The 16,020-nt window shown below is 47.0% G+C and carries 4 protein-coding genes; all 4 read left to right on the forward strand.

Annotated elements, in window-relative coordinates; all coding sequences use genetic code 11:
• Window positions 1-324: 324 nt before the first annotated feature.
• Window positions 325-2,160, forward strand: coding sequence for a helix-turn-helix domain-containing protein (locus BLU47_RS08415; protein ID WP_176780511.1), 1,836 nt, complete (start codon window positions 325-327; stop codon window positions 2,158-2,160).
• 866 nt (window positions 2,161-3,026) lie between these two features.
• Window positions 3,027-6,818: a leucine-rich repeat domain-containing protein gene (locus BLU47_RS08420; protein ID WP_176780512.1), complete on the forward strand. Its 3,792-nt coding sequence runs from the start codon at window positions 3,027-3,029 to the stop codon at window positions 6,816-6,818.
• A gap of 420 nt (window positions 6,819-7,238) precedes the next feature.
• Window positions 7,239-8,603: an MBG domain-containing protein gene (locus BLU47_RS08425; protein WP_143025508.1), complete on the forward strand. Its 1,365-nt coding sequence runs from the start codon at window positions 7,239-7,241 to the stop codon at window positions 8,601-8,603.
• A gap of 22 nt (window positions 8,604-8,625) precedes the next feature.
• On the forward strand, window positions 8,626-16,011 hold the full coding sequence (locus BLU47_RS08430; RefSeq protein ID WP_143025509.1) for a hypothetical protein: 7,386 nt from the start codon (window positions 8,626-8,628) through the stop codon (window positions 16,009-16,011).
• The last annotated feature ends 9 nt before the right edge of the window (window positions 16,012-16,020 follow it).

A 16,020-nucleotide genomic window follows, 5' to 3' on the forward strand; every position in this document is an offset into this window, starting at 1 on the left:
CTACTTTTATGGACTACCAAAAGGAGGTGTGGGCACTGGGGGCCAGAGTGCGCAACAAGGATATGGCCGACAAGTCTGACGCAGAGGTGGAGCAGGCCATCAAACAGCGGGGAAATCGGTGTCGAAGAGAAGAAGAGTTGTTTCAGAAGTTTGTTACTATATTCGTTTATTTTTGCTCCTTTTATGTTCAAAAAGTTAGCAAAAAGTTATGTTTTACAACAAAAAACGACTAACATAACAAAAATTGTTAGTAAATATACATTTTTGTTAGTACATATTGGCTCGTTTTTTACTACCTTTGCACACAACATTAAAAATATACGCATGAGAGTTGCACAAAAACTAAGGGTGACCGTCATGATGCTGTTAAGCGCAAGCCTGCAAGCGTGGGCTGATGGCGGTAGCGGTAGCGGGGAGTGCAAGATGGTAAAGATCGTAGCCGAACGATTGCCAGACCTGAGCATTCCCCGCCACTCGCATTGTGCATTCTTCTCTCCGCAAGGCGAGCTGACGGTGGTGGGCGGCCATACAAAGGGTTTTGTGCCGACACCGACGGCGGAGTACCTGAAGGACGGCAAGTGGCAGGTGGTGCCGATGGTATATTGCCACGACGATGGTGTCTGCGTGCCGTTGCACACGGGCAAGGTACTGCTGGCAGGCGGCTACGAGAGGAACCTGGGTATCGGTCAGACCTTCGAGGTGGAGATGTACGACCCGGCGACTCACAACTTCAACGGCTTTGGCTGTCTGGACAAGAGACGCACCCACGTGAGCGGCGTCGAACTGGCAAACGGCCAGGTGGTCATTTCGGGCAACTGGTATAACGAGGACGCCATAGCCACATGGAACGGCGGAATGTATTTCGAGAGCGTCAGCAAGGTGTCGGTGCCACGCAGCTCACCCTATCTGTTCCCCATTTCGGACGACAACATCATGGTAGTGGCTGACGAACAGGACAACTACGGAAAGCCCGTGGACGCAAGCATTGTGGACCGCATGAAGGGCGAGAGCTTCCGCGTGCCGCTGCTGGAGGAGTGGACCCCTATCCTACTTCACCACCAGACCCACGCCAATGCCTGCGCGATAGGCGACCACCAATATCTGTTCCCCGTACACGACAAGTCTGGCCAGATGGCTATTATAGAGGTACGCGACACGGTATTCTCGCTACTGCCTACAGCCTGTCCCATACCGGTGCACACCAAGTTTGGCGAAATCGTCTGGTTTACGCAGATAATGGTTGACCGTGAGCACCAGTGTGCCTATATGATGGGCTTCAACGTCGAAGAGACAAAGAAGTTCGTGCTGGCCATCAACTACGCCGAGCATCCTGCCACCATGATGTGCTACTATACCGGCCAACGGATGGCGTCAAGTGTGACGCTGCCCGTGCTGACGCCCGACGGCAACCTGGTGATAACAGGCGGATTCGACAGCAACACCACGAACTTCGACCCCACGGCCGAGGTATGGCTATTCCCCCTAGCCAACAAAGAATTGCCCCAGGCAGCAATCAACACCACGTCGTCCAAGGATTACTATCCACTGATCGGTGCCGTCGTCCTGCTGATTCTTGTCGCAGGTGGATGGATTTACTGGAAGCGTTGTCACCGCAAGGCTACGCCCGAAGTGAAGGAAAGCCCGACAGAAGAGGCTACGCCTGAAGTGGAGGAAAGTGCGTCGGAAGAGGCTACGCCCGAAGTGGAGGAAAGCCCGACAGAAGAGGCTACGCCTGAAGTGGAGGAAAGTGCGTCGGAAGAGGCTAAACCCGTTACCAGATCGCCACTCATGCCGAAAGAGGCAACCGACCAGTTGCTTCTGCGTATCCGACAGCATATGGACGAACAGCGTCCCTACCTTAACAGCGAGCTCAAGGTAAGGGACATAGCCAACTATCTGGGCACCAACAGCCGCTACATCTCCTACAGCATCAAGCGGGTCGAGCAGTGTACCTTCTCGGCGTACATCAACAAGCACCGCGTTGCCTATGCCCAGCAGCTGATACGTCGCCATCCCGACATCAAACTCACCGAGGTGTACCTCAAGTCCGGCTTCGCCAACGAGATATCTTTCTTCCGTACCTTCAAAGACATCACAGGTATGACGCCCAGCGAGTGGAAGGCGAAAGAGCTGGCAAACGAAAAGGGCGACGCTATCTAATTCCTGTTTTTTGACTAACATTTTTTGACTTTTTAGTCGTTTTTCGAAAATTGTAAGTCACTTATGGTGGTTTTCTCCTTACCTTTGTGTTATTAATAAAAATGATTCCGCGTATGATGACACAAAGACCATTCAATATGCACGTTGGTATCTATACCAAAACCCTGTGTGATGACCTCCGTAAAGGCTTGCTCATCACTCTCACCCTATTGTTTGTATGCCCTGGTGTGTGGGGAGCAAATGTTAATGTTTCACAGGCATCCAATTTTGGAACGCTAAGTAGCGGTTATTACACTTTGACAAGTGGGAATACATATACGTTACAAGAGGACATTAACCTAGAGGGTTATCTGTATATAGGATCCGGTAAAACCGTTACCATAGACCTAAACGGCCATACACTTCGCCGTAATTTGGACAGTCCAATAGCAAACGGAAATGTAATTAGTAACTCGGGTACACTAACCATTCAAGACTCAGATGCTGGGGAAACAGGTACAATCACAGGGGGAAACAAAAATTCAGGCAATGGAGGATGTATAATAAATCAAGGAGGTGGCCAGTTAATTCTTAAAGGAGGTACTATCACTGGAAATCAGACCACTGGCAACGGTGCAGGAGTCTATGTGTCGAGCTCATCAACTATTACTATGAGCGGGAATGTAAGGATTACTGGAAACACAACAGGAGGGAATCCAAGTAACTTATACATAGATAGTTCGTCTAGCCTAATCACAATTGGCGAAGGAGGTTTGACCTGTAGTGATGGCAGTATTGGTTTTAGCAGGCCATCAGTAGGAGTCATTACAAAAGAAGCCACTTTAGCTAACAATTATCTAAAATTCTTTTCCGACAATCCCAATTACGTGATAGGCAAAGCTGGTAGTACTGACTATAATGCCAAGCTGATGACGCAATGGGATGTTTTGCAAGAGCAATTGACAGCTGGTGGCGAGGTCACATTAAACCAAGATTATACCGCCATTAGCGGTGACGGTCCTCTTTCCGTCACTGGTACTGTGACCATCGACCTCAATGGATTCACTATCAATCGTGGACTGAGCAGTAGTGCCACTACCAATGGGAACGTGATAACGGTAACAAGCACAGGTAACCTGACTATCAAGGACACAAGCACTGGAGGCAAGATTACTGGCGGCTTTAACAGCGGAAATGGTGGTGGAATCATCAACCAAGGAACGCTGGCAATTGAGGGAGGAACTATCACTGGTAACAAGTCAACAGGCAATGGCGCTGGAATCTATCACAACGGCACGTCTCTGACCATGATAGGCGCTCCCACCATCACGGGAAACGCCAAAAGCAGTGCCGCAAACAATGTTTATCTGACAACAGGTAAAACTATCGCCATTGGCGCTGGAGGTTTGACTACGGGTGCAAGCATTGGCGTTACCTTGCAGTCTGTAAAAGGAACCTTCACTACGGGAGCTACAAGTGCCGTTAATACCTATTTCTCTTCTGATGACGCCAGACTCCAAGTTGTTGCTGATGGTAATAATGCCAAGTTACAAACACCTTGGGATGCATTACAGACGCTGTTAGATGGTAGTAGCACGGTTACATTGACTCAAACATACAACGCTATCTCCGGGCTTGACGGCCCTCTAGTTGTAAATAATAATGTGACACTTAATCTTGCCACATTTGATATTAACAGAAATCTGACCAGTGCAGCCACGAATGGTTATGTTATCAAGGTGGAAAGCGGAAAGACGTTGACCATCCAAGGAACGACAGGACAAATCAGAGGCGGCTATAACAATGGTAATGGTGGCGGTATCTACAACGCTGGTACTGTTGATTTGCAAGGAGGTGTTATCACTGGCAATAAAGTGACGGCAAATAACAATGGTGCTGGTATCTATAATGCAGGCACACTAAAGATGCAGGGTGCCCCACAAGTGACAAGTAATACCATCAATAATACCACTACAAATAATAATGTATATTTACCTAGCACTAAGCTAATTGATGTTTCCACCCCATTGACAGCTGGAGCTTCTATTGGCGTTACCTTGCAATCTGTAAAAGGAACCTTCACAACGGGAGCGACAAGTGCAGTTAATACCTATTTCTCTTCTGATGACACTAGACTCCAAGTAGTCGCTGATGGCGATAATGCCAAGTTACAGACTGAATGGGACTTTTTGCAAAACCAGTTGAATGCAGGAGATTACACCTTAACTAAGAGTTACGTAGCCATTCCTGGCATTGACGGACCACTGACAGTTACTGGCACCCTGACACTTAATCTTGCCACATATACCATTGACCGCAAACTGACTGGTGCCATAGACAATGGTTATGTTATCCACAATAGTGGTACTCTGACCATCACTGGTACAGGAACCATCAAAGGTGGCTATAACAATGGTAATGGTGGCGGCATCTACAACGCAGGTACACTACATCTTAATGGCGGAAATGTCACAGGGAATTATGTATCCTTAGAAAAGAACGGAGCGGGTATCTATAACGAGGGTACACTGACACTGGCTGGTTCAGCAAATGTAAATAACAATAAAATAGGTGGCTCCTCTGGAACAAAGAATAACGTCTACCTCTTGGCTGGTCAAACAATCGACATCACTGCAGCATTGACAGGAACAACAGGTATCACCCATGCAGACGGACATGCAGTATTCACGACAAGCCTTAGTGGAAATGGCACAGCAAATAATTTCTCTGCAGATATCAACAGTTATGGTATCGGCCTTGACGCTGCGGGTAATGCTATTGTAGGACAGTCATATTCGATCACAACATCATCATCAGATTATGGAAGTATTGCTGTCAATTCATCTGCTGTGGAAGGTGAAGTCCTTAATGTGACTTTAACCCCCACTACCAATTATACGACTACATCTCTTATTTATTCATATAACAGCACTGACAACCCGGTCAGTTTCCCAAGAGAATCAGATACCTTCACAATGCCTGCCTATCCCGTTACGATATCTGCAACATTCAATAGAGGAGGCTATTGCGGTGACCCCAGCGTAAATGGTGGAAATGATGTAAAGTGGTACATCAACAGCAGCACTCTATATATCATTGCTGATGGTAATAAAGCGATGAACTCATACTCGCAAAACGATGTACCTTGGAAAACCCCCTCATTTACAGCGGTAACTTTGGATAACGATTTAACATCAATAAGTCCATATGCTTTCTATGGCAAAATCATCAGTACCATTAATATTCCAGCCTCGGTAACGACCATTGGAACATTTGCCTTTGGTAATTGCACCAGTCTAACGGCAATCACGGTAGAAGGATCAAACTTCTCATCAGAAAATGGAGTTCTATATAATAATGATAAGACAACCCTGATATGCTACCCTGCTGGAAAGATGGATGAAGGATATACGCTACTCGAATCCGTGACCAGCATCACTGAGGGTGCTTTTGCCTATAACACCTATCTTACGACCATCGATGTAGCTTCCGAAACTAATTTCAAGGCCCCAGGGGGTGTATTATACAATAGTGCATTAACACATCTTTATTGCTACCCAGCTAATAAGGCAGGCGATTCATATACCGTTGCAAGCACAGTAACCAATATTATGCCATACGCATTCCATAGTAACAGAAACCTAACAGAACTCTACGTACTTGCCGAATCACCACTTACCGTTGGTGGTACTGCTATGTTTGGCAATTCCTTCCACAACTTCCGTATATGGGTTAAAGAAGGACATGGTAATGACTACAAAACAGCAGCATATTGGAGTGACTATGCCGGACAAATCTTCGAAATGACACTAACAAGTGCCGTCATCACACTAACAAGTGATGAGGATGAGTATGACTACACCGGCCCTGCTGCTCCTTATCCTGCTGAAGCTACGGTCAAACCTACCGTTGTAAGTGTGAAAGTAGCAGGAATAAGCCTGCGAGCAGAAGACTATACCGTTTCGTGGACTAACAATTATACTGCACGCACAGGTACTGTTACCATAACTCCTTCAGGAGAGTACAGTGGTTCCAACGCATCTATAGATTTTGACATCACCAGAAAGGTTGTCATTAGTGTTGCTACAGGACATTATTCTACCTATTACAACTCCGACGCAGTTCCTTTGACGGTTCCTTACGGGCTGCAAGCCTATAAGGTAACAAAGGTTGACTTTGGAAAAGGTACGACAACGATTGAAGCAATTGGATATCTTCCAGCCGGCACTCCGGTCCTGCTACATGCATCAAGCGGGACTTGCAATGGCACTTATCACTTGAAAAAGACAACAGGCGACGTACCAGGTGATTGTTCAGAAAATTATATCGGTAAGGGAGAAAGTGACGCAAGAGACTATGGTTCATTGCTGACAGACAATACTGCCATCTATGTACTGCGAAATGATAAATTCTACAGAGCCTATGAAAGTGGCAATCAGCTACCAGCTAATCGCTGCTATATCGCCAAGCCAGCAGCTGCATCCTCGCCTGCTGCTCCACCCACGTTAACTATAGGTTTCGGAGGTGGTGACGTAACAAGCATCAATATGATTGAGGATGAAAACAACGGTGCGAACGGAACAGGAAACTGGTACACCTTGGATGGACGTAAGCTGCAAAGCCAGCCTACGAAGAAAGGCATCTATATAAGAGACGGAAAAAAAGTGATTATAAAATAAATTAAGGAGGACATGACTATGAACAAGATACAAAGAATAGTATTCACAATGGCCTGCCTCCTGACATCTTTGGGAGGATATAGCTATAAGATTGTTTCAATGGGCTCTTATCCTGTAGACAAATGTACCGTTACGGCTACGTATAATAGTAATAACGTTATTGCAGGCACAACAGACATCCCAGCCAGCAACAGTAATAACGTCACGATACATATATCGAATATAACCCCAGGCTATTATCTTGACAGAATTGAATATGAATATGTAACAGACCTGGGGCAGGCAGAGGCGCCAAGGCGTGCTAGTGGTCCTGGCATCCAGACGAAAGATACCATCCCTCACAATAGTTCTCATATTACACATTATGCAGGTGACTATGGCCTTGCCATGCCAGCTTCAGATATCATTATAACAGCGATATTGCAGGAATGTACATCCATCAGCACATATAGCCTAACGCTTGACGGGACAGCCACCAGTCTGGTATATAATGGTGCAGACCATACCGTAACGCTGAAGAATGGCGGGACAACTCTGGTAAAAGGAACTGATTACACCGTCACCACTGGTAATAATACATACAAGGATGTTTTCAGTTCATCTATTACGGTAACAGGATGTGGAATATACAAGGATACAAGAACACAGGCCCTTAGTATTACAGAAGCGCCTTTGACTATCACGGCAGACAATAAGAGCAGGGATTATCTTGATGAAAACCCAACGTTTACCACTACCATTACGGGATTTGTCGGAGACGAAACTGTTAGCGCACTCACTACACCACCCTCTTGCGCCACGATGGCAACAGCCTCATCACCTATAGGGAGCTATACCATCACGCCCTCAGGAGCAGTTGCGATCAACTATAGTTTCAATTACGTGGGAGGAACTTTGACTATCAATCAAAGAAATATCGGTAGTACATCGACAAAAGGACAAGCTGTCATATCCTTGTCTGGATCTGGTTTTGATACATCTGACAATTATTTCAACTACAATGGTAATGTGCAGACACCCACTGTAGCTGTGTCATATAATAGCAGCCCTCTCTCAGAAGGTCCAACTAATGATTACACACTGACGACTACTGGACATTATACCAATGCTTTAGATTTGTCAAAGCCTGATATCTATACTGTCACAGTTACCTTCTTGGGCAACTACACCGGAACCAAGACTGCAACCTATCAGATTCGCCCGAGATTACAGTTGAAAGATGATGACCCCTATCGATGGGAGGCTTATTATAATACCGAAGCCTATAACATGAAAGTGCCAACAGGTGTTCAGGCTTGGGTTGTGAATGGTTTTAACACCACTGCTGTCGAACTTACTGGAAAAGAAGTTATAAAGAAACAGACCCCCATGTTGCTCTTTAGGGAAGGAAGCACAAAGACATTCTATCCAGAACTGACTGCAGAGACACCGACATGGACGGGAGGAGCCTATTTAAAGTATTGTGATTCACCATGGTATTTAACTACGGATCCAAATATCCAAAACGGAAATACAAAGATATGTATCTTGGTACGTGACAATTTTGTGCGTACAGTAAGTGGTACGCTGGCAGCAGGGAAATGCTACTTAGACTTAAGTGGCACAACATACTTTGGTGCTCCCTTGCGCTTAGACATAACACCGACAAGCATTGATACCCCAGAAAAGACGCTTAACGACATGAATAACGGGAAATGGTACACCCTGGATGGTCGCCAGATACAAGGCGTGCCCACCCAGAAAGGTATATATATTGTGAACGGAAAGAAGATTATTATTAAATAAGGTATAGGAAAAAATGAAGAATATGAATAAGATACATTACATTCTGTTTACATTAGCAGCACTACTTGTGTCCACCTCAACATGGGCAGCAGGTAAGGTGACGTTTAAGACCTATTCCGGTCCTAAAATAACTGCGAAATACAGTGCAACCGGGAACACTATTGTTGAAACAGCAACTGATGGAGCAACTTCTGATATCACTTCAGTTAATGAGGTTACGACAGGTGCACTTGTGACGCTAACCATTGCTGCCAGCGATACAAAATATCTTTCTGGCTTGACGATACAGGCCGTTGTTGATGCTGGCGCTGCTGCACCAAGACGAGCACTTGAGATTGTGAATACCATTTCTTATACGACAAAGACGAAATACGTTTCCTATGAGTTCGTTATGCCTAACTATGATGTTTGGATTACCCCGACGTTTGCGGATAGGAAAAACATCAGTAGTGGTACTTATGAAGCAACTATAACCCTTGCTGAATCGAGCCACGTCTACGACTGGTTGGCACACACGCCTGCTATTAGCAGTGTCACCATAAGTAGTGGTTCCGTCACTCTTACAGAAGGTACGGATTATACCGTAAGTGGCATTTCTGCTCAAACAGAAGCTGGTTCCTACCCTATCACCATTACTGGTAAGGGGGAATACAAAGGTACTAAGACTGTTAATTATAATATTACTCAACGTTCCATCAGTGATGCAAGTGTACAGTTTTCGCCAACCAGTTTTGTATATAACCACCAAAATCAGGCTCCCGCTGCAAATACAGTACAAGTTTATCTGCAGGGACAGCATTTAACGTTGAATACTGATTACAATAATGTAACCATTCCCACCTCACAAGATGCAAATACATATACGATATCAGTTAATGGTAGAGGTAACTTCAATGGTACAGCCAGCAACACCTATACCATCACAAAAATGCCAATTTCAAATTGTACGTTTACTGGCAGCACGTCCTTTACTTATAATGGAGATGTACAAACACCGACAATTACATTGAATGATGGCGTGGATAATCTGACAGAGAATACCCATTACACCATAACACACAGTAAACATGAAGAGGGGCTTCCGGAAAATAATGCAAGTAAAGATGTCGGCACCTATACCATGACATTTACTGCCAAAGAAGGAACGAACTATTCTGGTTCAAAAGAAATAACCTATTCTATTAATAGTGCTGGTTTCGCCATTACTGCTATTGCCGACCAAACCTATACAGGTGCAGAAATCACACCAACAGTTGAGGTAAAAGACGGAACAAATGTACTTACATTTGGCACCCACTATGATGTCGTTTATAGCAATAACATCAATGTAGGTACGGCAAGAGTCAGTGTGGTTGGACTCAATTCGTATAATGGCAAATTTGGTGAGGTGACCTTTAGCATCAATGCAAAGGACATTACAAGTAATGCCAATATTACAATTGCATTAGGTTCAGAGACACTCACTTATAATGGCAACAAACAACGGCCTACTGTAACAGTGAGGGATAAAGATAGGGCCACAGGTGACGGACTTTTATTAACAGAAGGTATAGACTATACCCTTAGTGACGGGGTTGTTAATGCAGGAACAACACATAAAGTCACGGTTACAGGTAAAGGCAATTATACAGGTTCGAAAGTATCCGGTAATTACACTATTGGTACTCTCAATATGACATCTACCAATACGATAGTCACCCTAGAGTATAACAGTACTGTCTTTAATGGAAGCGAACAGAAACCCCAAATTGAGAGGGTAACGGTGAATGGTATTCAGTTGACGGAAACTACTGACTATACAGTTTCGTATCCAACAACAGGCTCAGACTACACCAATCAGGGTACGAAGACGATTACTATTTCTGGAACAGTAAACTTTGCTGGTTCGAAAGATGTAACATACAAGATTACGCAGAAGCCTCTGACCAGTGATATGATTACGCTGAGCAGTAGTAATCCAACAACAGACCCGTTTGTAAATAACAGTTTTACCTATAATGGTTCTGCTCATGTTCCTGATGTAGCAGTGAGTGATATACCAACAGGACATACATCGTCTATCATTACTGGAGATGACTATACTGTCACCAATGACGGTGGAACGGCAGTAGGTGTTTATTATGTGACGGTTGCGGCAAAAACAGCAGGAAACTATTCTGGTACCATTAAGGTGCCATATAGCATTGTATCAGATAATTCAGAAACGGGTGTCACTGTCACTTGGACGGAAGCAGCTACCGATATCATCTATACGGGTAATCCTATTACTCTCCATCTCACGGTTAAAAAAGGAGAAAACACGACACTGACTGCTGGTACTGACTATGAGTTTGCCTACAATAACAACATCAACGTAGGCGAGGCCACCATTACCATCTTAGGTAAGGGTAATTATCACTTTGTAAAGTACGCAAAGTTCAACATTCTTCGACGTCCGCTGACAGCAGCGATGGTGTCATTGTCGGCAAACAACTTCACCTTTAACGGCAGTGCCCAGAAGCCAACCATTACAGTAACGTATAATGGTGTACGAACGGAAGGTTTAGACTACACACTGGTTAATGAAGGAACTACGGATGTAGGCACAGGTTATTACGAAGTAACAGGTATCGGAAACTTCTCAGGAACGTTGAAGTCAAGCGAAACAGGAATGTCAGAAAAGAGATATACCATCTCTGCGCTCGATATTTCCCCTAATTCAGAGCAGGTAAGCAAAGTGAAGATCTTCCTCTATCCATTGCCAAATGCTGTCTATGACGGCACAGACAAAGAACCTGGCGTTCAGAAAGTGGTGATTACACTGACAAACAACACCCAATTGACATTAACTTCTGGATATACTTTCAGTTACAGTAATAATAAGGATGCAAGTACAACGGCTCCAACAGTTACAATTGGCGGAGCCAACTTTGGTACAACAACTGCATCTACCACTTTCACTATCTTACCCAAGCCACTGGCTGACGATATGGTGACACTGAACACAACGAGTTATACCTACGACGGTACAGCGAAAGAACCAACGGCAACCGTAAAGGATACCTCTTTGCCCGCAGCTCTTCAGACACTGACATCTGGTACGGATTATACTATTACCTATAGCCCAGACCATACCACTCCTGGTGAAAAGGTAGCCACGATTACAGGACAAGGTAACTTCAAGGGTTCGGTAAAAAAGACCTATACCATTGTAGGAGCTTCGGACGTGACCATCACACTGCCAGCGGGCACCTATACCTACAATGGTGCTGAGCACAAGCCGGTGGTTACGGTGAAGAAAGGCGACGACCCATTGACGTTGAATACCGACTATACGGTGGCCTATAGCGCCAACATCAACGCAGGTATAGCTACCATTACCGTAACGGGTATAGGAAACTACGACTTCACACAGACGAAGACATTCACCATCGGCAAGAAGCCAATGACGAATGCAATGGTGACGCTGACAGGTGCTCCGTTTACCTACAATGGCAGTGTACAGAAGCCGGCGGTTACCGTGAGTGACGGAAGCCCCTCTATCATCAGCGCCAGCGACTATACCATCAGCAATGACGGAAACATCAATGCGGGCAACTACACCGTGACGGTGACGGCAACAGCAACGGGTAACTACTCGGGTTCGGGCAGCCAGAGCTATACCATCAATCCCTACACGCTGAACGCCACGAATACCAGCGTTATTCTCGACCAGTCGACCTTTGTCTATGACAGGACGGCAAAGAAGCCGAATGTTCTGCTGGTCAAGGTGGGCGACACGATGGTTGTGCCGACCTTCACCACTGCCTATAGTAATAATGTGAATGCAAGCAATACGGCAACGGTGACCGTGACTGGTTCGGGTAACTTCACGGGCGCTGTAGATAAGACGTTCGTCATCACAACGAAGTCTGTCACGAGCGACATGATCAAGTTCAACAAGGAGAATTTCGTCTATGATGGAACAAACCAGAAGCCGACGGTGACGGCAAAGGACGGCGAGAACACGATGACGCCGGGTACAGACTATACACTGACCAACGAGGGTGGTACCAACGTTGGCGTATATTATGCCTATATAGACGGTAAGGGCAACTATAGCGGACGTGCCTCGAAGCCTTTCTACATCATCACCCAGAACGCAGCGGCATTTGTTGTCAGCGACATTGCGGACACCGAATATGACGGAACGGCCAAGGAGCCTGTCATTACGGTTACCGACAACAGCACTGCTCCGGGTACGGTACTGGTAAAGGACGAAAACTATACGGTGAGCTACCTGAACAACAAGGATGCCGGTATCGCTACCGTCATTGTGACGGGTATGGGCAGCTATGCGGGTACGGTGACCAAGAACTTCAACATCACGCCCAAGCCCCTTGCTGCCGAGATGATATCTGTGTCGCCAGGCACCTTCACTTTCAACGGTAGCCTGCAGCGGCCTGACGTTACCGTGACGGACGGAACCATCATGAAAGCCAACGACTACACGGTCATCAACAGCGGTAATGTGAATCAGGGTACGTACTATGTCACCGTCATAGGACAGGGTAACTATAAAGGCACCATTACCAATGTCGCCCAGACAAAATATACGATTACACCGCTCAGCATTGCCGAGGCCGACGTCAACCTGTACGAGTTGCCGAGCTATGTCTATGACGGAACGGCCAAGAACCCCAGCGTGCGCGAGGTACTTGTCAACAACTACGTCGTTCCTACGACAGGCTATGATGTAAGCTACGGTACCAACATTGTTGCTGGACCGGCAAGCATCACCATTACTGGTAAGGGCAACTTCACGGGCACCAAGACCGTTAACTTCACGATTGCTCAGAAGGACATCACGAGCGACATGATTCTGCTCAGCAACACGGAATACATCTACACGGGTGAGCTGAAGAAGCCGGAGGTTACCGTGAAACAAGGTGAGACAACGCTGACGCTGGACACGGACTATACCCTGTCGAACAATGGCGGTATCTACGTAGGCCAGTATAACGTGACGGTCACCGGAAAGGGCAACTATACGGGTACGGCTTCCCAGACGTATAACATCATTGCTCAGGAAGCAGGCAGCTTTGTGGTAACACTCAGCACGGAAAGCGTGGTATATACCGGTGGCGAGCAGAAGCCTGCCGTCACGGTGAAGAAAGGTGATGTGACCCTGAACGAGGGCACCGACTACACGGTCATGTACATAGACAACATCAACGTAGGTATGGCTACGGTCACCGTAAGGGGTAAGGGCAACTACGAGGGTACCGTCAACAAGACCTTCTTCATCACGCCCAAGACGCTGACCGGCGACATGGTGACGCTGAGCGCCAGCTCGTTTACCTACAATGGCGTACAGCAGCGACCGGGTGTGACTGTCAGTGATCATGACTTCCTGACATCCAACGACTATTATATCACCAACGAAGGTGGCGTAAACATCGGCTCCTACAATGTTATCATCACAGGTAAGAGCAACTATACGGGAACGGTTACCAAGCAGTTCAGCATCACGCCGCTCAGCCTGAACGACGCCAATATCGTGCTTTACGAGATGGCCAGCAACATCTACGACGGAAAGCCCAAGAACCCAGGCGTACGCGAAGTAACCGTCGGCACACTGGTAGTTCCTACCACCGGCTATACCACCAGCGTATCGCCTAACATCAACGTAGGCACAGTAACCGTGACGGTGACCGGTAAGGACAACTTCACGGGATCGGCAGAAACCACGTTTGTCATCATGCCGAAGCCTCTAACCAGCAGTATGATGACGCTGACACCGACGGTATTCAACTACAACGGTACGGTACAGAAGCCTAGCGTAACCGTAAAGGACGGCAAGGTGATTCTGACCGAGGACACGGACTACACGCTGACCAACGAGGGTGGCAAAGAGGCTGGAACCTATGAGGTGACCGTGAAGGGTATCGGCAACTACACCGACGAAGCCACACAGTCGTTCATCATTGTAAGCAGTGGTGCAAACACCTTTGTGGTGACCCTGGAGACCAGCGAATACACCTTCGACGGCACAGCACACAAGCCTGCAGTGACGGTAACGATGGAAGAAAGGACGCTGAGCGAAGGAACGGACTATACCCTGACATACAGCAAGAACACCAATGCCGGAACGGCTCTGGTTACGGTGAAGGGCGTAGGCGACTATACCGGTGAACAGGTGAAGACCTTCACCATCCTGCCGAAGGCATTGACTGACGCAATGGTAACACTCGACAAGACTTCCTTTATCTACAACGAGAAGGTACAGAAGCCGGAAGTGACCGTTGCAGACGGCACCATCATGACTGCGGACGACTATACCGTGACCAACGACGGTGGTACGGATGAGGGCACCTACCAGGTAGTGGTTACCGGACAGAACAACTACAAGGGTGTGGTTATCAAGTCGTTCACCATCACCCGTGAGGAGATTCACGGCGACGACGACCCAGAACATCCTGACGAGAAGCCTATCACCTACACGCCAACCGAGGAAGGTAGCGACGAGGTGAAGGTTTCGAGCCTCGAAGGATCTGAGACCGAACTGGAACAAATCACAAGTGTGACTATTCCTGCTACCTGTACCGCTAACGGAAAGACCTATTCCGTAGTGGGTGTTTCAGCCAACGCCTTTGCCAACGTGCCCAACCTGACAGACATCTATCTGCCCGACACGGAAGAGCCGCTGGAGATTGCCGAAGATGCCATTCCCACATCAGTCACCGTACACACTACCCTAGCCCTGCTTGATGACTACGCACTGATGCCCAGTCTGTCGGAGAACTTCAAGGCTGGCAAGATAAAGGCTACCGTAACGGCGAAAAACCGCTACTGGACCTTCTCGAGTGGTGTCGATGTATATGTGCCGGACGGCGTGTCGGTGTACATTGTCCATGAGCGGAACAATGCCGCAGTGACCATCGTAGAACTGTCGGACAACGACCTGACAGTGGGCGGACAGCGTATCATCAAGCACAACAACGGCGTACTGATCGGCAGTGAGGGTAATGAGACTCCTTACGACCTCGTGGCCTGCGGACGACGCATGAGCAGTGGAAGCACCATCACCACGGACGACTTCAAGGACTACGGTTCACAGAACTGTCTGGTACCCGTCATCGTACCGACTCACTTCGATAAAGGCTACTACTTCTTGAGGAACAACGAGTTCTACAGCATCCAGGAGGAGGGCGAAGACGTGAAGGTACCTGCCGGAAAGGCTGTGCTCTACTTACACCAGGCAGCTTCCAGTCCGTCGTACAGCTCTGTTATCCAACTGGTGAACACGGGCGAGATCACGAATATCAACGGTGTTGAGCGTGATGCCGACGAGGGCGACTGGTATGACATGAGCGGACGTAAGCTCAACGGTCGTCCCACGAAGAAAGGTGTTTACATTCAGAACAACAAGAAAATCGTAATCAGATAAAAATGCGTA

It is taken from the genome of Prevotella sp. tc2-28, from assembly GCF_900107705.1.
Lineage (GTDB): Bacteria > Bacteroidota > Bacteroidia > Bacteroidales > Bacteroidaceae > Prevotella.

Coding starts and splice junctions, on each gene's coding strand:
- BLU47_RS08415 (WP_176780511.1), top strand. CDS start 325: ATGAGAGTTGCACAAAAACTAAGGGTGACCGTCATGATGCTGTTAAGC.
- BLU47_RS08430 (WP_143025509.1), top strand. CDS start 8,626: ATGAATAAGATACATTACATTCTGTTTACATTAGCAGCACTACTTGTG.